The organism is Streptomyces sp. NPDC030809 (genome assembly GCF_055572195.1).
In genome coordinates, this window is sequence record NZ_JBVIDV010000010.1 from 40,988 (window position 1) to 59,927 (window position 18,940).

Genomic DNA, 18,940 nt, shown 5'->3' on the forward strand with positions numbered 1-18,940 from the left:
CGGAGAAGGGAGTGGACGCCATGCCCGGGATCAGCGGTGCTTGGACGTGGGCGAGCGGGGCCGTCGGATTCAAGAACGGCAACCAGGTGCACACGACCGACTGGGGCCGGGGGCGTATGGCGTACGTCCGAGACTGCTTCGAGGGCCTCCCCGCGGGGTGGGACGACGTCGATGCCATCTACACGTGGCCGGACGGCACGGACAGGTGGGTGGCGATCAAGGGCACCCGGATGCACGTGGGTGATTCGGACAAGGACGAACCCCTCGGCTTCTGGGACACGCTGCCTGACGACTGGCAGGACAACGGGGGGATCAGCGGCGCTTGGACGTGGGCGAGCGGGGCCGTCGGGTTCAAGAAGGGAAACCGGGTCCACACGACCGACTGGGGCCACGGGGTCACCCTGTCGGTGCGCGAGAGCTTCCCGGGGCTGCCCGAAGGTTGGGATGACGTCGATGCCATCTACACGTGGCCGAGGGGAGACAACAGCTGGGTGGCCGTCAAGGGCTCCCAGCTGTACGTGAGCGCGTCGAAGAAGACGGAGCCGCTCAGCTACTGGGATTCCCTTCCGTACTTGTGGAAATGAGGTCGCACACGGAGGTGCGCCGTGCCGGCGGGGGGCCGGGGGGGGGCGCCGCCGGTGGGGTCAGCTCGCTTCCTCGCGGGACCAGCGGTTGTTGGCCGTGTCGTTGCAGTCCCACTGGATGATCGGGGCGCGGTTGGCCTGGCTCGCTCCCTCCACGTTGAGGCACCTGCCGCTGTGCCTGGCCTCGAGCATGAAGGTGCCGTCGGACTGCCGGGTGATGGCCCAGCTCTGGTTGGTCTGCTTGTTGCAGGTGTACTGGAGCACGCGGGCCCCGTTGCCCCACGCCGCGCCTTCGACGTCCAGGCACTTGTTGCTGTGCTGCGCGCGGATCTCGTACCAGCCGGACGGCAGCTTCACGAACCGCCAGTTGTTGTTCGGGGTGTCCGCGCAGTCCCACTGGATGAGCTGCACTCCGTCGTCCCAGGAGGCCCAGGGGACGTTGAGGCATTTGCCGCTGTTGGCCGAGACCAGCCGCCAGTACGTGTCGGCCTTCGCTTCGACAGCCGCTCCGGCGGGACTGGAGGCCCACAGGAGGTTCCCCAGCACCGCACCCGAAATCGCCGCGGCCAGACCCACGCGGCGCATGAACACGCCCGTCATCTTCAACCTCCTTCATGGGGATCCCCGCCCGTGCCCGCCCCTCACTACCTGTGTACGCCGACCGGGGGACCCCCGCATCCGGAGCCCTTGCGCGGATCGCCGGAACGTGCACTCGGCTTCATGGCGGGCCCGCTCGGAGGGGTCAGCGGCGCACCTGGTAGCGCAGGTGGAGGACGCGGTTGCCCTGGATCACCACGTCGGGATCTTCCAAGAGGTGCTGTGCGTGGACCGAGCCGAAGTAGCGTTTGCCGGAGCCGAGTACGACGGGTACGACGTCCATGCGGACCTCGTCGACCAGGCCCGCGGCAAGCACCTGGCCGCCGACCTCGCCGGCGGCGACCTCGACCGTGCGGTTCCCGGCGAGCTCCTGGGCCTTGGCCACTGCCGCCTCGACTCCGTTGACGAAGTGGAACGGCGCAGCGGGGTCCCAGCCTTCGGGCATCGGCCGGTGGGTCACGACGACCACGTGGTCGATCCCGGCCGGCGGCTTCCCGTCCCAGCCGTCCGTCAGGTCGAAGACGCGGCGGCCGACGATCGTGGCTCCGATCTCGTCCCAGTACGGCCGGATGTAGTCGTAGGACGTCTGCGACACCTTCAGCGCGCCGCTGTCGTCCAACGGGACGTCACCGCTGGTCAACCAGTCGAAGAGCGGGCCGGGCTGGTCGTTCTCGTCCGCGAGGAAGCCGTCCACCGACACCGAGCTGTACATGACCACCTTGCCCACGGGCCCCTCCTCTGCGTTGGTGTGCCCCAAATTAGCGCGGTGTGCGCCGTCGTCTCGACGTCCGGGCGCCGGCCGACACGGTGCGCGATCTCGGGGCGTTCCGGCTCTGACGCCTCCGCCGCTCTCCGACCGCGTCGCCTCGTGGGCATCGTGGGCATCGTGGCAGGTCAGGCAGGGTACGGGGCCTCGGTGGGCCGCCCAGGGCATGCTGCCCTCCTCGCGCCGGGCCATGATGGAGGCATGTCCGATCGCGACGACTTCCTGGCGTGGGTCAGGACCGAGCTGTACGAGGCGGAGGTCGCGCTGCACAACGGCGACGCGGCTCCCCGGCGTGCGCTCTGGTCGCACACCGAGCCGGTGAGCGTCCTGGGGGCCTGGCGCAACGCCGTGGGCCGCGAACAGCTCGACGCCCTCTTCACCGGCCTGGCGGAGTCCTTCTCCGACTGCACCTCGTACCGGTACGAGCTGCAGGTGTACGACGTCCGCGGGGACATGGCGTACACCGTCGGCCTGGAGCACACCTCCGCGTCCGTGGACGGCCAGGCCCGTACGTACACGCTGCGCGCCACCCAGGTCTACCGCAGGGAGGACGGCGCCTGGCGGGTCGCCCACCGGCATGCCGACACCGTGGAGTCCTAGCGTCGTCCGCGGCCTGCCCACCCCTGGGCGCGGGCCGGGCAGGCGGCGTTCAGGACGGACGCCGCCGTTCCGGAGTATGTCCTTCCGGCGCTAACCCCGCCTTTAATGATCATTTCCGATGATCTCCGGCAGACAGCTCGACACCAGGGGGAATCCATGAGCACTGGGCAGCATCGCGCCCTCCGTCGCACCACTCTCGGCGTGGCCGCCGCGACCGCCCTCGCCCTCGCCGCACCGCAGGCGGGCGCCGCGACCGGGCCCGGCAGCGCGTCCGGCAGCGCGGCGGAACTCGGTACGGTCGTCCAGGCGAGCGGCATCAGCTTCGTCGACGCGGGTCACTGGTGGGGCGGGGTGGGGCTCGACGCAACGCTTCCCGCGGGCACGCGCGGTGCCGTGCGCACCCGGGTCGTGTTCGACAAGCTGCCGCCGGGCGGGTGGACGGCCGAGCGGATCGCGCCGCTGCTCAAGGCCGAGTGCTTCGTCGGCCGGCCCGGCGATGCGGATCCGTGCGGCTGGCGGGCCGGGGAGGTGGACACCCCCGAGCAGGGCAAGCTGTTCTTCGACCTTCCGGAGGGCCAGGCCCCGGCCTCGGGCCCGCTGTACAACCTCGCGAAGGTGAGCGCCGACGCCCGAGCCGCCCGCATCGGCGACCTCCGCGGCACCGCCGAGGTGCGGGACGCCACGGGCAAGCTGCTGGCCACCGGCCCCGCGCGCTTCTACTTCCGCGACCCGAACCGGCCCGCGTCCCAGCGCGCCGCGCTGCACGCGGTGGACAAGTCCGGGGTGATGTGGCGCTACGAGACCACGGGCGTCGAGGCGAGCGAGCTCAAGCACCGGGTCAAGGTGGGGCCGGGCTGGCAGGTGTACGACGCGGTGACGGCGCTGTCCTCGTTCACCGCCGACGGGCGCGGTGACGCGGTCGCCCGCGACAAGGCGGGCGTGCTGTGGTGGTACGGCGGTTCCGGCGACCCGGTCGAGCCGTTCAAGCCGCGCGTGAAGATCGGCCCGGGCTGGCAGGCGTACAACAGCATCGAGGGCGTCGGCGACGTGACCGGCGACCGGATCGAGGACCTGGTCGCACGCGACCGCGCGGGCGGCCTGTGGCTCTACCGGGGCACCGGCAAGCCCAAGGAGCCGTTCAAGCCCCGGGTGAAGGCCGGCAGCGGCTGGGACCGGTACACGCAGCTGGCCGGCTTCGCGTCCCGCACCCCGTCCGGCCCGACCCACGGCCTGCTGGCCCGTGACAAGGCCGGGGTGCTGTGGAAGTACGAGGCGAAGCCCTCGAAGAGCGCCACCGAGCCCTTCGCCCAGCGGGTGAAGGTCGGCGGCGGCTGGAACGGGATCCAGAGCTTCCACGGCGTCGGCTACTCGAACGGCGACACCTTCGAGGACCTGCTGGTCCTGGAGCGGCAGGGCGCCGGTGACTACATGGTGGAGTTCAGCGGCCACCCCGCGAAGCTCGGCTCCGACGAGTCCGCGCCCCGCAGGGGGGCCATCGTGGGCGGCGGCTGGGGCATCTACAAGCTCCTGTTCTGATCCTGCCCCGAGCGGGAGTGATCCGAGGGGGACCGCCGCTGCGCAGGAGGCGGCGGTCCCCGGCGGGAGCCCCTGCTCCCCGGAGGCTTCCGGGGAGCAGGGGCTCGGTCCGTCAGGACGAGGATCCGGTCAGGACGAGGATCCGGTCAGGACGAGGGACCGTCAGGACGAGGGTCCGGTCAGGGTGGCCGGGTCCGAGAAGCCGGGGGCTCCGGTTTCGACCTTGCCGGCGAAGCGGCGGCGGAAGCCCGCGGTTTCCGAGGCGGTGACCGTGACGTCGTACCAGCGCCGGGTGTTGCGGAGGGGGACGCTGTGCGTGACGGTGGCGCCGGGGGCGACCTTGAGCCGCTTCGGTCCGCCTCCGTAGGCGTTGGTGAGGGTGAGCGTCGCGGTCGAGGTCCCGGCGTTGGTGAGGGTGAGGTCCAGGTTCCCCGTGGCCGCGTTGTGGCGGGCGGTGGCCTCCGGGCCGGGCGTGCCGGCCGGGTTGCGGAAGCTCCGCAGGAAGCCGTTGGGGCCGTGGACGGTCAGGTCGGTGACGCCGCCCGAGTAGCGGGTGTTCCACGTGTCCGCGATCGACTTGCCCGCCTCGGTGGTGTAGGTCCACGGGCCGTCGGTGCGGTTGCCGGAGGTGACGTGGAACTGCGCGCCCAGGTCCGGGCCGCTGCCGAACGTCAGCCGGAACCCGCCCTCGCTCGTGAGCGCCGCGCCGTCCACGTACGGGGCGTACTTCAGGGCCCGGGTGGGGCGCAGGCCCTTCTCCTGGCGGGGCATGGTCCCGACGGCCGGCGGGGTGGCCCGGAAGTCGGGGTGGCGCTCGCGGTCCTGCGGCACGAAGCCGCCGGTGTCCGGCAGCTCGACCGCGCCGGTGTCCTTGCGGGCGAAGTCGAAGGCGGAGGTGAGGTCCCCGCAGACGGCGCGGCGCCAGGGTGAGATGTTGGGCTCCTCGACGCCGAAGCGCTGCTCCATGAAGCGGATGACCGAGGTGTGGTCGAAGGTCTCGGAGCAGGAGTAGCCGCCGGTGCTCCAGGGGGACACGACGAGCATCGGGACGCGCGGGCCGAGCCCGTACGGTCCGGCGACGTAGCCGGGGGCTCCGGGGAAGACGTCGAGTGCGGTCGGCGCGGTGGACAGGCCCTGGGAGGCGTTGGCGGGGGCGTACGGGGGGACGACGTGGTCGAAGAAGCCGTCGTTCTCGTCGTAGGTGATGAAGAGGGCGGTACGGGCCCACACGTCGGGGTTCGAGGTCAGTGCGTCGAGCACCTGGGCGATGTACCAGGCGCCGAAGTTGGCCGGCCAGTTGGAGTGCTCGCTGAACGCCTCGGGGGCGGCGATCCAGGAGACCTGCGGCAGGGTGCCGGCCGCGACGTCCGCGCGCAGCCGGTCGAAGTAGCCCTCGCCGGCCTTGGCGTTGGTGCCGGTGCGGGCCTTCTCGTAGAGCGGGCTGCCGGGCTGGGCGCTCCGGTAGTTGTTGAAGTAGAGGAGGGAGTTGTCCCCGTAGTTGCCGCGGAAGGCGTCGTTGATCCAGCCCCAGGAGCCGGCGGCGTCGAGGCCGTCGCCGATGTCCTGGTAGATCTTCCAGGAGACCCCGGCGGCCTCCAGGCGCTCGGGGTAGGTGGTCCAGCCGTAGCCGGCCTCGGCGTTGTTCAGGACCGGCCCGCCGCCGGTGCCGTCGTTGCCGGTGTACCCGGTCCACATGTAGTAGCGGTTCGGGTCGGTGGAGCCGATGAACGAGCAGTGGTACGCGTCGCAGATGGTGAAGGCGTCCGCGAGGGCGTAGTGGAACGGGATGTCCTCGCGGGTCAGGTACGCCATGGTGGCGGGCGTCTTGGCAGGCACCCAGTTGTCGTACTTGCCCTTGTTGAACGCGCTCTGGCCGCCCGCCCAGTCGTGGTTGAGGCCCTGGAGGTACTCCATGCCGAGGTCGTCCGACGGCGGGCGGAAGGGCAGCGTCTCCTTGCCCGTGTTGTCGGCCTGGTGCCAGACGGGCTTGCCGCTGGGCAGGGTGACCGGGCGCGGGTCGCCGAAGCCGCGGACGCCGCGGAGGGCGCCGAAGTAGTGGTCGAAGGAACGATTCTCCTGCATCAGGACCACGATGTGCTCGACGTCGGCGATGGTCCCGGTGGTCCCCTGCGCGGGGATGGCGGCGGCACGCGCGATGCTCTCGTTGAGCAGTGTCAGCGCGGCGGCGCCGCCGGTGAGCTGGAGGAAGCGGCGGCGGTTGAGTTCTGCCATGTGAGAGACCCTTGGTTCGGTCGAGGACTGCTTGAGTGGCCCCAGCACAGCGTGCCTGCGGTACCGGAGGGGGAGTCCGGGATGGCGGTGACGGAGACGCGGGGCGAACGGCAGGTGGATTTCGCGGAGTCGGGGCGTTGGCCGTGGGCGGGGCGTTGGCCGTGGGCAGGGCGTTTGCTGTGGGCGGGGCGGGGTGTTCGGCGCGGGGGGCGCGGGTGGCGCGGGTGGCGCGGGGCGAGGCGCCGCGGCTATTTCATTTCCCGCCGTCGGGAACTTGGGCCGGTGCCCCGCCGTTCTGCAGATCACCGGGTTGATCCCACCGGGGGCGGTGGGGCTGCAGGGCTGCGAGGGGGCGAGCGACTGCCTCCCGCGGTCCGGCGGCGAACCGGGGATTGCACGCTGCTGCACGACGCACCGCACCGCACGCCATCCGCGAACCCTGGGGGGACACAGACATGACCGGAACGGCTTTTACGAACACGGAGATGACGCGCCGTCGGATGCTCGCTGCCGCACTCGGCGCCGGTGTCGGCGCGGCCGCTCTGGCCGGCGTGTCCGGCGTGGCGGGCCCGGCGGCCTGGGCGGCGGCACCCGCCGCACCCGGTACCGCGCAGCCTCTCACCCTGCCGGAGCCCACGGGGCCGTATCCGGTGGGTACGGTGCCGCTCCACCTCGTCGACTCCTCACGCCCCGATCCCGCGGCCGGCTCCGGCGGGCACCGGGAGCTGATGGCCACCGTCTGGTACCCGGCGCGCAGGGCCGAGCACCTGCCGCGTGCACCCTGGATGAGCGACGGAGCCCTGCGGGCGTTCCTGGCGGACGCCGGCTTCCCCCTCGACCCCGCCCTCGGTCCGCTCACGTCCGGACGCGTGGGCGCGCCCGTGCACCGTACGGGCCGGCGGCTGCCCGTCCTCGTGTACGCGCACGGCTCGGGCAGCCACCAGGGCGATCACACCGTCATGGTCCAGGAACTCGCCAGCCACGGGTACGCCGTGGTCACCGTCGGCCACACCCACGACACCTTCGCCGAGTTCCCGGACGGCAGGGTGGCGGCCCCGGACGACGTCCCCATGTTCCCGCGGGACTTCGCCGCGGACCAGCGGTTCCTGCTGGACTGCGTGGAGCGGATCGCGGCGGGCCGCAACCCCGACGTCGACGGCAGGCCGCTGCCCGCGGGCCTGCTCGGCGGCCTCGACCCGCACCGCATCGGCGCGTTCGGCTGGTCGAAGGGCGGTACGGCCACCGCGCTGACGATGCTGGCCGATCGCCGGGTCCGTGCCGGGCTGAGCATCGACGGCCCGATGGAGCCGACCATCACGACCGACCTCGACCGGCCGTTCATGCTCATGACCGCGTCGTTCAACCGGGCCGAGCGTCCGGCCGTCGAAACGTTCTGGAGCCACCTGCGCGGCCGGCGGCTCGACATCCGGGCCGACGGGGCCATCCACCCCACGTACGGGGACAACGTCACGCTGATCCCCCAGGCGGGCCGGATCCTGGGCCTGACCGAGGAGCAGATCCAGGGCATGATCGGCACCCTCGACCCCGCCCGTGCGATCCGCATCCAGCAGGCCTACCCCCGGGCCTTCTTCGACCTCCATCTGCGGCACCGCCGCCGCCCCCTGCTGAACGGCCCGAGCAAGGCCTTCCCGGAGGTCCGCTTCATACGTTGATCCGCCAGGAGCACGGCCGGGAAGGCGCCGGTGCCACCACCGCCGGCGCCGCCACCGCCGGCGTCCCCTCCCTCGTCCGCGTCCGGAGTCAGCGGAAGGGGGTGTCGGCGAAGACGTAGACCTGGGTGGTCACGGTGGTGCCGTCCGGCTTCGTGAGGTGGTAGGTGTGGCGGTCGGCGAAGCTTTCGCCATGGTAGAGCTCTTCGTGCACCTCGACCTTCCCGGCGACGGCGAGCAGGCGCAGCCGGGCGATGTGGTCGAGGAATCCGGAGCGGTCGGCCCATCCGCCATCGGTGCATTCGTGGTGGTCGGGGATGGACTGGCGGTCGGCGGCCTCGGGCAAGGGGATCTCCTGTTCGGACAGCAGGTCGGTCGTGGTGCGGGGTCGCTGTGTGACCACCGTGCCGGGGCGGTCTTCGGGAAACCTTCGGAAAGGCCTGAATCAGGCTGGATGCGCTGGTCAGGGGCCGGTAGACCGGTGCCGTAGGCGGCGAGAGCGAGGGGGGCCGATGGCGGTCCGGTTCGGGATGCTGGGCACCATCGAGATGTGGTGGGACGGCGTGCCGATGGACGTGGGGCACCCGCGGCAGCGGAGGGTGCTCGCAGTCCTGCTCGTCGATGCCGGGCGGGTGGTGCCGGCCGACGCGCTGGTGGACCGGGTGTGGGGGGAGGCGGGGCCGCGCCGGGGGCGGGAGGTGCTCTACGGGTACGTGTCCCGGCTGCGGCGCGCGATGGCGGGCCGGGGGCTGGACATCGTGCGGGAGCAGGGCGGCTACCGGCTGTCGGTGGAAGCGGGGGCCGTCGACGTGAACCGTTTCCGCACCCTGGTGGACCGGGCCCGCGCCGTGCCCGAGGACGAACAGGCCGTGGGCCTGTGGGAGTCGGCGTTGGGGCTGTGGCGGGGAGAGGCCTTCGCGGGGGCGGACACCCCGTGGTTCAACGGCCTGCGCGACCTGCTGCACGCCGAACGCCTGGCCGCGCAGCTGGCGGTGGCGGACGTCCGGCTGCGGCTGGGACAGCACCGGCGCGTCGTGAACGAGCTGTCCGCCCTGGTGCAGGCGCATCCGCTGGACGAACGGCTGGCCGGGCAGCTCGTCCTCGCCCTCTACCGCTGCGGCCGCCCGGCCGATGCCCTCGGCCTCTACGACCGCACCCGGCAGCGCCTGGCCGACGAGCTCGGGCTCGACCCCGGCCCCGCGCTGCGGCAGCTCCAGCAGGACATCCTGACCGGCGACGCCCGGCTCGCGCCCTCCCCCGCAGTCGAACGGCGTACTCCGCGGGCGGGGGGCAGCGAGCCCGGCGACGCGGAACCCCGCGGAACGGAACCCGGCCGAGCGGGAGCCCGCGGCGCGGAACCCCGCGGAACGGAACCCGGCCGAGCGGGACCGCGCGGCGCGGAACCCCGCGGAACCGAGCCGCGCGTCGCGCAGTGGTCGCGGCCGCTGGTGGGGCGCGCCGAGGAGGTGGCCGTGCTGTGCGCCGTGCTCGACGAACAGGGCCCGTACGCCCGGCGGGTGGTGGAGGTCGTCGGGGAGCCCGGCATCGGAAAGACCAGGCTGCTCGCCGAGTTCGGGGCGCTGGCGGCGCAGGGCGGCGCGACGGTACTGGCCGGCCGTGGCGCGGAGCTCAGCGAGGTGCCGTACGGTCTCTTCCTCGACGCGCTGGACGGTGCTCTCACGGCGGTGGATCCGGACCGCCCCCGCGAGGCCGGCGCGCGGACTTGGCAGGGGTCGCTGCTCCCGCTGACGGAAGACCGGCACGCGGACGGCGGGACCGCCCTCCCCGCCGAGCGCTTCCGCCTGCACCGGGCGGTGCGGGAGCTGTTGGAGGAGGTGCACCCCGGCGGCGGGCTGGTCCTGGTCCTGGACGATGTGCACTGGGCGGACGAGAGCAGCATCGAGCTGATCGAGTACCTCGTACGGCACCCGCCGCGAAGAGCGGTGGCGGTCGTCCTGGCCCACCGCCCGCGGCAGGTGCCGCCGAGGCTGGCCTCGGCCCTGGCCAAGGCCGACGCCGGCGGTCGTCTGACCCGGGTCGAGCTGGGGCCGCTGTCGGTGTCCGCGTCCGCGGAACTGTGCGGTCCGGGGGTCGGCCGGCTGAGGTGCCGGCAGCTGTACGAGGCCAGCGCGGGCAACCCGTTCTACCTGCAGGCACTGCTGCACCGGACGGACGGCAAGGAGCTGCCGGACGTACCGCTGCCGCTGTCCGTGCGCGCCACCCTGCTGGACGAGCTCCAGGACCTGCCGGCGGGGGCCCGCGCCGTGGCCGACGCGGCGGCCGTCCTGGACGATCCGTTCGACGTCGAGATGACGGCCGTGGTGGCCCAGCTGGACGAGACCGACGTACTGCCGGCGCTGGACGAGCTGGCCCGCCGGGACCTGGTGCGGCCGGTGGGCTCCGTCCGCCGGTTCGAGTTCCGCCACCCGCTGGTGCGCAGCGCCGTGTACGAGGGGATGGGGGCCGGGTGGCGGCTGGGGGCCCACGCCCGCGCCGCGGAGGGGCTGGCGCAGCGGGGCGCGCCGCCGGTGGTCCGGGCCCCGCACGTGGTGCGCTCGGCGCGGGCCGGGGACGAGGCCGCCGTGGGGCTGCTCACCCGAGCCGCCGAGGACCTGGTGGTCAGCGCCCCGGCGACGAGCGCCCAATGGACGCGCGAGGTCCTGCGCCTGCTCCCCGCGGACGATCCGCGCCGGTCGGACCTACGGCTGCGGGAGGCGACGGCGCTGGGGACGGCCGGCCGTCTGCACGAGAGCCGGGACGTGTTGCGCGAGCTCCTCTCTTCGGTGCTCGGCCCCTCGCACCCGCGCCGCACGCAGGCCGTCGTCTCGCTGGCGGTGATGGAACGGCTCCTGGGGAGGTTCGGGGCGGCGACGGCCGTCCTGCGGGGCGAACTCGCGCAGAACACCGCGCTCCCACCGGCGCAGAACACCGCACTGGAGATCCAGGTCGCCGCCGCCGAGCTGCGCGGCGGCAACCGCGTCGAGGCCGTCGACCGGGGCCGGCGCGCGCTGGACTCGGCCCTGCGCGCGGGCGAGCCGGTGCAGGTGGCCGGGGTGCGCGCGCTGCTCGCGTTGGCCCACACCTCCGCCGGCGATGCGCGCGAGGGAACGCGCTGTCTCGACTCCGCCGTCCGGGCCCTGGACGACACCGAGGACCGGCGGCTCCTGGAGCACCTCGACGCGCTGATGCTGGTCGGCTGGACGGAGATCCTCCAGCGCCGTCACCGGGCGGCCCTGCGCCACCTCGACCGGGGCCTGTCCCTGGTCCGCGGGACCGGACAGAACTACCTCCTCCCCGAGCTGCTCGCCGCGTCCGCCTTCGCCCACCTGGGGCTGGGGAACCTCGGCGCGGCCGCCGCGTGCGCCGACGACGCCGTGGAGGCGTCCCACCTGATCGGCACCGGCGAGCCCCACGCACCGGCGATGGCCGTGGCGGCCGCGGTCTTCCTGTGGCGGGGCGACTTCCGTGCGGCGCTGAAGCTGTGCGAGGAGGCGGTCGCCGCGCGGCGGGGCGAGCCGTCGGCACCGGGCATGGCGCTCGTCGGGGTGCTGGGCCAGGCCCGGCTGCTGTGCGGGGACCCGGCGGCGTGCGTGCACACCTTGGTGGACGGCGGGGGCGGCGAGGGGCTCCCGCTGTTCGAAGCACCGGAACGGCCTCTGTGGTTCCGGACCCTGGCGCAGGCCGAACTCGCCCGCGGCGACGTCGCAGCCGCGCGGGCGTGGGTACGCCGGGCCGCCCGCGCGGCGACACCCGGCCAGCCGCGGGCCGTGCACGCCGTCGTGCTGCTGGCCCGGGCCGAGGTCGCTCTGCACCAGGACGCCGGGGACGCGGCGGGCGCGGCGGATGCGGCGGGCGCGGCGGGCGCGGCGCTGGAAGCCGCGGCGATGTTCAACGAAGCGGAGATGCCGCTGTACGAGGCCACGGCCCGGGCCGTTGCGGCCGACGCGCTGGGCGCGCTGGGGGACCGGGCCGCGAGCGCGGCCGAGGCGGCGCGGGCTCAGGCGCTGTTCGAGGACGCCTGCGGGTGACGGCCGGGGCGGGGGTGACCACGGTCGGCACCGGCCAGCGGCCACGGGCCAGTCGGGCCAGTCGGGCCAGTGGCCGGGGTGCTTCGTCGCCCTCACGTGCTGACCGCTCCGCCGGGGCCTGGCCGGTCCTGGCCTGGCCGGTCCTGGCCTGGCCGGTCCTGGCCTGGCCGGTCCTGGCCTGGCCGGTCCTGGCCTGGCCGGTCCTGGCCTGGCCGGTCCGCACCGCGGCCCGGCTCGGGCGGAGCGGGGACGCGGGGCAGTGCGCGGGCGATGTGGACGATCAGGTCGGGGTAGACGGCCTCCGCCAGGCGGAGGGACTGGGCGGCCCTGGCGCTCTGCGCCTCTCCTGCGGGCGTCCGGTTCGTACGCGCTTCGGCCGCGGCGCGGAACATGGCGGCCAGGCCGACGGCCACCGCCTCGCGCTCCGGTACGCCGTCCCGCATGGCGCGCAGCTGGGCAGCAGCGCGCAGGTCCTCGCCGCAGTAGGGCCGCAGCGCGAGCATCCCGTCGTGGATGCCCGTGACCTGTGCCATCAGGCGCTGCTCGGGACTCGCGTACCACGGCACGGACAGCAGGAGCGCGGGGCTCTCCCCCGGGGCCGGGTCGCCGACGAGCCGCCCCAGGGGGCGCAGGGCGCGGAGCGTCCGGAGGGGGCGCCAGAAGCGTTCGGCGATCCGGGGCCCGAAAGCCGGGACGAGGAAACCCGATCCGATCAGCACCCCGACGAGGGACACCGCCAACGCCACGCCTTCGTTGAGGCCCTTCCCGTCGTGGCCCGTCCAGCAGGTGAGGATCGCGACGAGCTTGATCACGCCGAACACGGCCCCGGCCAGGGCCACACCGACGAGGGCCAGCAGACCCGCCCTCAGGGAACCGCCGCTCGTGGGCGTGCCGGCGCTCCCTCCTGCGGCGCGGCCGACCTCGACGCTCCACCTCCAGCACGCCTTCGTGGTGACGGTGCCTGCCACGACCATGGCGCCGAGGTAGAGGACGAGCATCTCCCGGATGAAGGGGGCCGTGGCGTAGTACGTGTCGAAGTCCCGCGGGCGTTCGACCGGCGTCTCACCGAGGGCGAAGAATCCGGCGACGGCGGCGATCACCACGCCGTACGCCAGGAGCCATCCGCGTACCCGGTCGCGCGTGCGCGCCTGCTCGTTCGCGTCCCCGCGCCAGTACTCCACCAGTACGAGGTAAGCGCAGGAGAAGGCGCAGAGGCTGCACTGCACCAGCAGGGCCGCCAGGTTGGCGATGCCGGTGCTCCGGTTGACGAAGGCGATCGCCGGCGGGGCGGACATCAGTAAACTCGCCGCGGAGGTCACCAGGAGCGCGTTCACCGTGTGCACCACGGGGTTGCGCCGGTCCCTCAGCGAGGCGGGCAGCCTCGCCAGCAGGGCGATTCCCAGGACGGCTGCGGATATGCAGTAGTTGACGCCACCGTTCACGGTCTCCTGCTCACCCCGCCAGCGCGTCGCGGATCCGCCCGACGGCCCCGTCGGCGCGCGGTCCTGCGCGTCTTCCCTCCACGTACGGGCGCAGTTTGGCGCCCAGCAGACGTCCGAACCTCTCCGCGCGCCGTTCCTCCTCCAGGTCGCCGTCGCAGCGTGCGGCCGCGGCCACGTAGGTGACGAAGGCCGCGGCGGCCGCAGAGGCCGCAGAGGCCGCAGAGGCCGCAGAGGCCGCAGAGGCCGCAGAGGCCGCAGAGGCCGCAGAGTCGCCGGTGCACCAGTCGTCGCCGAGCATGCGCGCCGCTGCCGTGGCGGCAGCAGCACTGCCGCCGCCGCGCTGCCTGCCGCGCCCCTCCTTCTGGTGCCACAGCTCGTGACCGCCGATGACGATCTGGTGCAGGGGCGAGGTGTTCGCCTCCACCACGATCAGATCGGAGTCGCCCAGGTCGATCCACAGCCCGCTGACGGTGTCCTGCGGGAACGACTCGAACACGAGCCGGACCTCACGCCCCGAGCGCGTGGTCACATGGGTGCACATCGCCTGGAGCAGCGCGCGGGAGTCCCTCGGAACCGGCTGCCCCACGGCCTTCGACAACTCGTCGCGATAACGCCTCATGCCACGCGAGATGCCCACCGCGTACCCCACCCTTTGAATCACCGACCGGCGCCGCCGCCCGGACAGGCCGGACCTGTTCGCGCCGGGGGCAGCGGTTCGTGGAGCCTATCCCCAGGGGTGTGCCGTGCCTGCCGCCGCCCTCACCGACGGTGGGCGGGCGGGCGGAAGGCGTTCCACGGATGCGGGTGGACCGGCTGCGGCGGCGATCGTCGGTTTTCGGCCGGGTGAACACCGTGCACGGCTCTGATCGTTGGGTAGAGAGGGGTAGGTGAGACGCCAGCCGGCTGCGGCCTGCGGCGAGTACGATCCGGCACCACTGCACATCTCCTGAAGGAGCGTGGTTTCATGGCCAACGAGCCGTTCAGCACCCCGATCCAGAGCAAGTACGCGGAGCAACTGGCCGCGGCACTCGAAACCAACCGGTCCCAGCAGGCGACGCTCGCCGAGAGCCTGGCGCGCCTCCAGGCGGAGGAGAAGTGGCTGGCTGCCACGCTGGACGCGATGCCGTCCCACGGCGCCGAGCCGGCAACGGTCCACGTGCCTGCGGCAGCCGTGCAGGTGGTGCCTGCCGAGCCGGTTCAGGTCGCCGAGCCGGTGCGGGCCGCCGAGCCGGAGCCGGCCGCTCCCGCCCCGCAGGCTGCGGCGGTGCCGCAACCCCGGGCGGGGAAGGCGAGCGGGCGCGCGGCGGCGGGGAGGAAGGCCGTGGCGAAGAAGGCGGCTACGGGGAGGAAGCCTGCGGCCGCCAGGAAGACGGCCGCGGCAGGAAAGGCCGGGGCGGAGAAGGCAGGGACGGAGAAGGCAGGGGCAGGGGCGGCCGGAGCGCGGAAGGCCGTGGCGGCGCGGAAGGCCGTGGCGCGGAAGGCCGTGGCCGCAGAGCCCACGATGGGGCAGTTGCTGGTGGGCCTGCTCTCCCGCGAGCCCGGTGAGCCGAAGAAGTTCACCGAGATCCGTGCCGAGTTGGCCCTGGTCCACCCCGAGCGCACCGTCTCGGACACGGCCATCCGCAACGCGCTGGAAAAGCACGCCGCGCAGGGCGTGCTGGAGAAGAACAAGCAGTCCGGCACGGTGTTCTACACCTGGCCCGCGTCCGAGAAGGCTCCCGCGGCGGCGTCCGTGGAAGCGGACGCGGCGGACCCCGCCGCCGAGGCGGTTCCGGCCGGCGCCTGAGCGCCGCCGCGGGGCCGGGCAGGATCCGGCCCCGCCTGCGGCACGCGGCACGCGGCACGCGGCACGCGGCACGCGGCACGCGGCACGCGGCACGCGCAACGGGGTGGGACCCGACCGGGATGCCGGTCCGGTCCCACCCCGCCCGCCGACGTACAGCTCCCCACCCCGCCCGCCGAGGTACAGGTCCCCACCCCGTCCGCCGACGTGAGAGCCGGCCGTCGGCCGCGGTCAGCGGGGGGCGAGGAGGCAGAACTCGTTGCCCTCCGGGTCGGACAGGATCCTCCAGGAGATCTCGGACTGGTCGATACCGGGGTCGGTCGCGCCCAGGGCGCGCAGGCGGGCTTCCTCGGCGGCCAGGTCGTCGCCGGGATAGGGCCGCACGTCGAGGTGGACGCGGTTCCAACCGCTCTTGGTGTCCGGGGTGCGGATGAACTCCAGGTAGGGGCCGACGCCTTGGGCGGAGCGCAGGGTCGCGTGGTCGTCGGCGACCTCGTGCACCTTCCAGTCCATGGCCTGGCCCCAGAACCGGGCCATCTCCCGCGGGTCGGTGCAGTCCACCACCACCGCGGCGATCGGCCCGGTGTCCTCGTACACCGGGCGCGGCTCCAGGACGCAGAACTCGTTGCCCTCGGGGTCGGCCATGACCGTCCAGGGGACCTCGCCCTGCCCCACGTCCGCGAGCGTCGCGCCGAGATCCTTCAGGCGCGCGACCAGCTCCTCCTGATGGGCGGCCGAGGTGGTGGCCAGATCGAGGTGCACCCGGTTCTTCACCGTCTTGGGCTCCGGGCGGGCGACGATGTCGATGCAGACGGCCGTGGGGTCGGGATAGGAGAACCCGAGGGGTTCGAGGTTGGTCACCCCGGGCCCCTCGCTGTCCGCACCCCAGCCGAGCGCCTCCGCCCAGAACCGCCCGAGCGCGGTGTCGTCGTGGGCCTTCATGTTGATCTGCACGAGTCTCGTCGCCATGCGGTCGATCCTAGGAGCTGCCGCCGCGGCGGGCCTCCGGAATTCGGACGGGGAGCAGACCTGGCCCCGCCGCACCGTGGATCGGGCGCTCCCGGAGCCATTAGCCTGGTGCCGGTTTGACCGCTGGGCCTGTACCCGACCGGGAAGAGATCATCGTGACCACCGTCCTCATTGCCGGCGGAGCCGGTTACATCGGCAGCACCGTGGCTTCGGCCTGCCTGGACGCGGGCATCACGCCCGTGATCCTCGACAACCTCGTCCGCGGGCGCAGGGAGTTCACGGAGGGCCGCGTCTTCTACGAGGGGGACATCAGCGACGGGCCGCTGGTGGACCGGATCTTCGCGGAGCACCCGGAGATCTCCGCCGTGGTGCACTGCGCGGCCCTGATCGTCGTACCGGACTCGGTGGCGGACCCGATCGGGTACTACGACGCGAACGTCGCCAAGTCCCTGGCCTTCGTCGGCCACCTGCACCGCAACGGGTGCGACCGGATCATCTTCAGCAGCTCGGCCTCGATCTACCGGGCCGAGGACGGCTCTCCCGTCGACGAGGACTCGCCGCTGGCGCCGCAGAGCCCGTACGCGCGGACGAAGGCGGTGTGCGAGGAGATGTTCGCCGACATCTCGGTGGCCGGGCCGCGCGTGCTGTCGCTGCGGTACTTCAACCCGGTGGGTGCCGACCCGGAGCTGCGTACGGGGCTTCAGCTCAAGCGGCCCAGCCATGCACTGGGCGTGCTCATCCAGGCGCACCAGGAGGGCCGGCCGTTCCCCGTCACCGGCACGAACTACCCCACCCGCGACGGCACGGGCATCCGGGACTACGTGCACGTGTGGGACCTCGCCGCCGCCCACATCGAGGCGATCAAGCGCTTCGACACCATCCTCGACGCCTCGAAGCGCTCGATCGCGATCAACCTGGGCACCGGCTCCGGCACCACCGTCCGGGAACTGTGCGAGGCGTTCAACAACGTGGTCAGCACTCCCCTGGCCACCGTGGACACCGACCCGCGCCCCGGCGACGTGGCCGGCGGCTACACCAAGAGCGACCGCGCCGCCGAACTCCTGGGCTGGACGCCGAAACTGTCCCTGGAGGACGGCATCCGCTCCGCCCTGGAGTGGATCCCGGTCCGCGACAAGCTGCTGCAGGACTGACCCGCGCCTTCCTGGAGGCGATCCCCCCGTGCGCGTGCTGCGTCGCGTACACGTCCGGGCCGGAGTGGGGTGCGTGACAGGCCCACGTACGCGCTGCCGCATGCGGGTGCGGTTCGGGGCGGGGGGCTTCAGGCAGGGGTTTGTCTTCACGCCGGAGGGGCGGCGGTTGGGGGCCGGGGGTGACGGGCGGAGGTCGGTGGGGTGTGTGGGGGTGGGGTGAGGGGTTCGGGGGTGGCTGAAAGGGGGTGCCTGGGGCAGGTGCGGCATTGACCGCCCTGTGCGGCCGCGGTTGCATTCCTGGGGTCTTCCGGCAGGCGCCGGGGGGCTCGGGATGTCCTGACCGGGGGGGAAGATGACCGGGATTGCGATGCGGGGTGGCCGCAGACGGGTGCGGATCGCGCTGGGTGCGGTGGTCGTGGCCGGGGCGGTCGCCGCCGTGCTGCCGGGGGCGGCCTGGGCGGGGCCTGCGGCGGGTACGGGGGCGGGGGCGGGCGCGTTCACGGCCGGGGTCGAGCGGGTCAGTGTGGCGGCCGACGGTGCGCAGGGGAACGGGAACTCCGGCGGGGCCTCGATCACGCCCGACGGGCAGCACGTCGTCTACGCCTCGTCGGCAACGAATCTTACGGCCGACACCACGAGCGGCGGGGACCGGGTGTTCGTCCGCGACCAGGCCACCGGGGAGCACCGGCGGATGGGGGACTACACCCCGCTCGCGCCGCCCGCCATCAGCGGGGACGGGGCGTACGCCGCCTACACGCTGCAGTGGATGAGCAACGTACGCGTCCGCGAGTACCAGGTGGGCACGGGGCGGACGGCTTCCGCCAACTGCTCGGCGTACAGCTGCAACCAGGCGACGCTGAGCGCGGACGGCCACTTCACCCTCCTCGCCGTCCTCAAGTACGGCGCCTCGCCCTTCCAGAGGGTCGAGTTCCAGGACTGGAACACCGGCGTCAACGAGACCGTCGCCGGCCTCACGCACACCCAGCCCGCCCGGCCCTCCATGAGCGGCGACGGCCGGTACGTGGCGTACCAGGACGCGAAGACGCAGGACGTGTTCGTACGGGACCGGGCCGCGGGCGCCACGCTCGGCCCGATCGAGGGGCCGTCCGTGGCGGCCTCGCTGGTGCAGATCAGTGACGACGGCAGCCAGGCCGTGTACCTGTCGGGCTCCGACACGTACGTCCACGACGTGGCGGCGGGCACCGCGCAGGTGGTGCCGAACGTGCGGGGAGTGGCCATTGATCCCACCGGCCGCCACCTGCTGTACGCCCCGCTCGACGCGAGCGGGCCCGCGCTGGTGCTGCGCGACCTGCTGACGGGCACCGACCAGGTCGTCTCGGCCCAGGCCGCCTCGGCCGGGACGGACGCGGTCAGCTCCGGCGGGCACGACGTGGTCTTCCCGCGGCCGAAGACATCGTGCCGGGTGACACGAACGGCAAGTCGGACGTGTTCGTGCGCCACTTCTGAACCCGCTGCCGATCCGCGGTCCGCGGTCCGCGGGCCGGGCCTGACGGCGGCTTGGCCGTCGGGGTCCGGGTGCCGAATGCTTGCCTCGTCTATCGAGAATCGATAGATTTCCATC

15 protein-coding genes are annotated in these 18,940 nt (G+C 73.2%); 8 read left to right on the forward strand and 7 right to left on the reverse strand.

The features are described from left to right. Nucleotides 1-20 precede the first annotated feature (20 nt). On the forward strand, nt 21-584 hold the full coding sequence (locus tag ACZ407_RS15410) for a hypothetical protein (RefSeq protein WP_468128568.1): 564 nt from the start codon (nt 21-23) through the stop codon (nt 582-584). Nucleotides 585-644: 60 nt separating this feature from the next. Here ACZ407_RS15410 and ACZ407_RS15415 read toward each other — a convergent pair whose 3' ends face one another. After that, nucleotides 645-1,184 (reverse strand): RICIN domain-containing protein, encoded by a 540-nt coding sequence (locus tag ACZ407_RS15415; protein WP_468128569.1) that lies wholly within the window; start codon nt 1,182-1,184, stop codon nt 645-647. 142 nt (nt 1,185-1,326) lie between these two features. Beyond that, a complete protein-coding gene (locus tag ACZ407_RS15420) occupies nt 1,327-1,908 on the reverse strand; it encodes a dihydrofolate reductase family protein (protein ID WP_468128570.1) in 582 nt (193 codons plus the stop codon). A gap of 240 nt (nt 1,909-2,148) precedes the next feature. Between ACZ407_RS15420 and ACZ407_RS15425 the strand changes: the two genes are divergently transcribed. Then, the gene (locus ACZ407_RS15425; protein ID WP_468128571.1) at nt 2,149-2,547 is read left to right on the forward strand and encodes a YybH family protein; all 399 of its coding nucleotides are present in this window, start codon (nt 2,149-2,151) and stop codon (nt 2,545-2,547) included. Between the two features lie 156 nt (nt 2,548-2,703). Continuing rightward, nucleotides 2,704-4,083, forward strand: coding sequence for a hypothetical protein (locus ACZ407_RS15430; RefSeq protein ID WP_468128572.1), 1,380 nt, complete (start codon nt 2,704-2,706; stop codon nt 4,081-4,083). A gap of 162 nt (nt 4,084-4,245) precedes the next feature. Here the strand turns inward: ACZ407_RS15430 and ACZ407_RS15435 are convergent, their stop codons facing one another. Next, nucleotides 4,246-6,315, reverse strand: a complete 2,070-nt coding sequence (locus ACZ407_RS15435) for a phosphocholine-specific phospholipase C (RefSeq protein ID WP_468128573.1) — start codon at nt 6,313-6,315, stop codon at nt 4,246-4,248. Between the two features lie 485 nt (nt 6,316-6,800). On the opposite strand from ACZ407_RS15435, the gene ACZ407_RS15440 reads away from it, so the two are divergent. Then, complete coding sequence (locus tag ACZ407_RS15440; RefSeq protein ID WP_468128574.1) at nt 6,801-7,988, forward strand: alpha/beta hydrolase family protein; 1,188 nt, start codon at nt 6,801-6,803, stop codon at nt 7,986-7,988. An 88-nt stretch (nt 7,989-8,076) separates the two neighbouring features. Here the strand turns inward: ACZ407_RS15440 and ACZ407_RS15445 are convergent, their stop codons facing one another. Continuing rightward, the gene (locus ACZ407_RS15445) at nt 8,077-8,388 is read right to left on the reverse strand and encodes a nuclear transport factor 2 family protein (RefSeq protein WP_468128575.1); all 312 of its coding nucleotides are present in this window, start codon (nt 8,386-8,388) and stop codon (nt 8,077-8,079) included. 109 nt (nt 8,389-8,497) lie between these two features. On the opposite strand from ACZ407_RS15445, the gene ACZ407_RS15450 reads away from it, so the two are divergent. Beyond that, entirely contained in the window at nt 8,498-12,013 is a 3,516-nt protein-coding gene (locus ACZ407_RS15450) for a BTAD domain-containing putative transcriptional regulator (RefSeq protein ID WP_468128576.1), read from the forward strand. Between the two features lie 92 nt (nt 12,014-12,105). Here ACZ407_RS15450 and ACZ407_RS15455 read toward each other — a convergent pair whose 3' ends face one another. Next, nucleotides 12,106-13,455 (reverse strand): DUF6545 domain-containing protein, encoded by a 1,350-nt coding sequence (locus ACZ407_RS15455; protein WP_468128577.1) that lies wholly within the window; start codon nt 13,453-13,455, stop codon nt 12,106-12,108. A gap of 10 nt (nt 13,456-13,465) precedes the next feature. Then, nucleotides 13,466-14,074 (reverse strand): hypothetical protein, encoded by a 609-nt coding sequence (locus tag ACZ407_RS15460; RefSeq protein WP_468128578.1) that lies wholly within the window; start codon nt 14,072-14,074, stop codon nt 13,466-13,468. A gap of 345 nt (nt 14,075-14,419) precedes the next feature. Between ACZ407_RS15460 and ACZ407_RS15465 the strand changes: the two genes are divergently transcribed. Continuing rightward, nucleotides 14,420-15,241 carry a hypothetical protein gene (locus tag ACZ407_RS15465; protein ID WP_468128579.1) on the forward strand — a complete coding sequence of 274 codons (822 nt, stop codon included), beginning with the start codon at nt 14,420-14,422 and terminating at the stop codon, nt 15,239-15,241. A 228-nt stretch (nt 15,242-15,469) separates the two neighbouring features. On the opposite strand, the gene ACZ407_RS15470 is transcribed toward ACZ407_RS15465, so the two are convergent. After that, nucleotides 15,470-16,207, reverse strand: a complete 738-nt coding sequence (locus tag ACZ407_RS15470; protein ID WP_468128580.1) for a VOC family protein — start codon at nt 16,205-16,207, stop codon at nt 15,470-15,472. 155 nt (nt 16,208-16,362) lie between these two features. On the opposite strand from ACZ407_RS15470, the gene galE reads away from it, so the two are divergent. Continuing rightward, nucleotides 16,363-17,358: a UDP-glucose 4-epimerase GalE gene (gene galE, locus ACZ407_RS15475; protein ID WP_468128581.1), complete on the forward strand. Its 996-nt coding sequence runs from the start codon at nt 16,363-16,365 to the stop codon at nt 17,356-17,358. Nucleotides 17,359-17,710: 352 nt separating this feature from the next. After that, entirely contained in the window at nt 17,711-18,931 is a 1,221-nt protein-coding gene (locus ACZ407_RS15480) for a TolB-like translocation protein (RefSeq protein WP_468128582.1), read from the forward strand. Nucleotides 18,932-18,940: the final 9 nt, after the last annotated feature.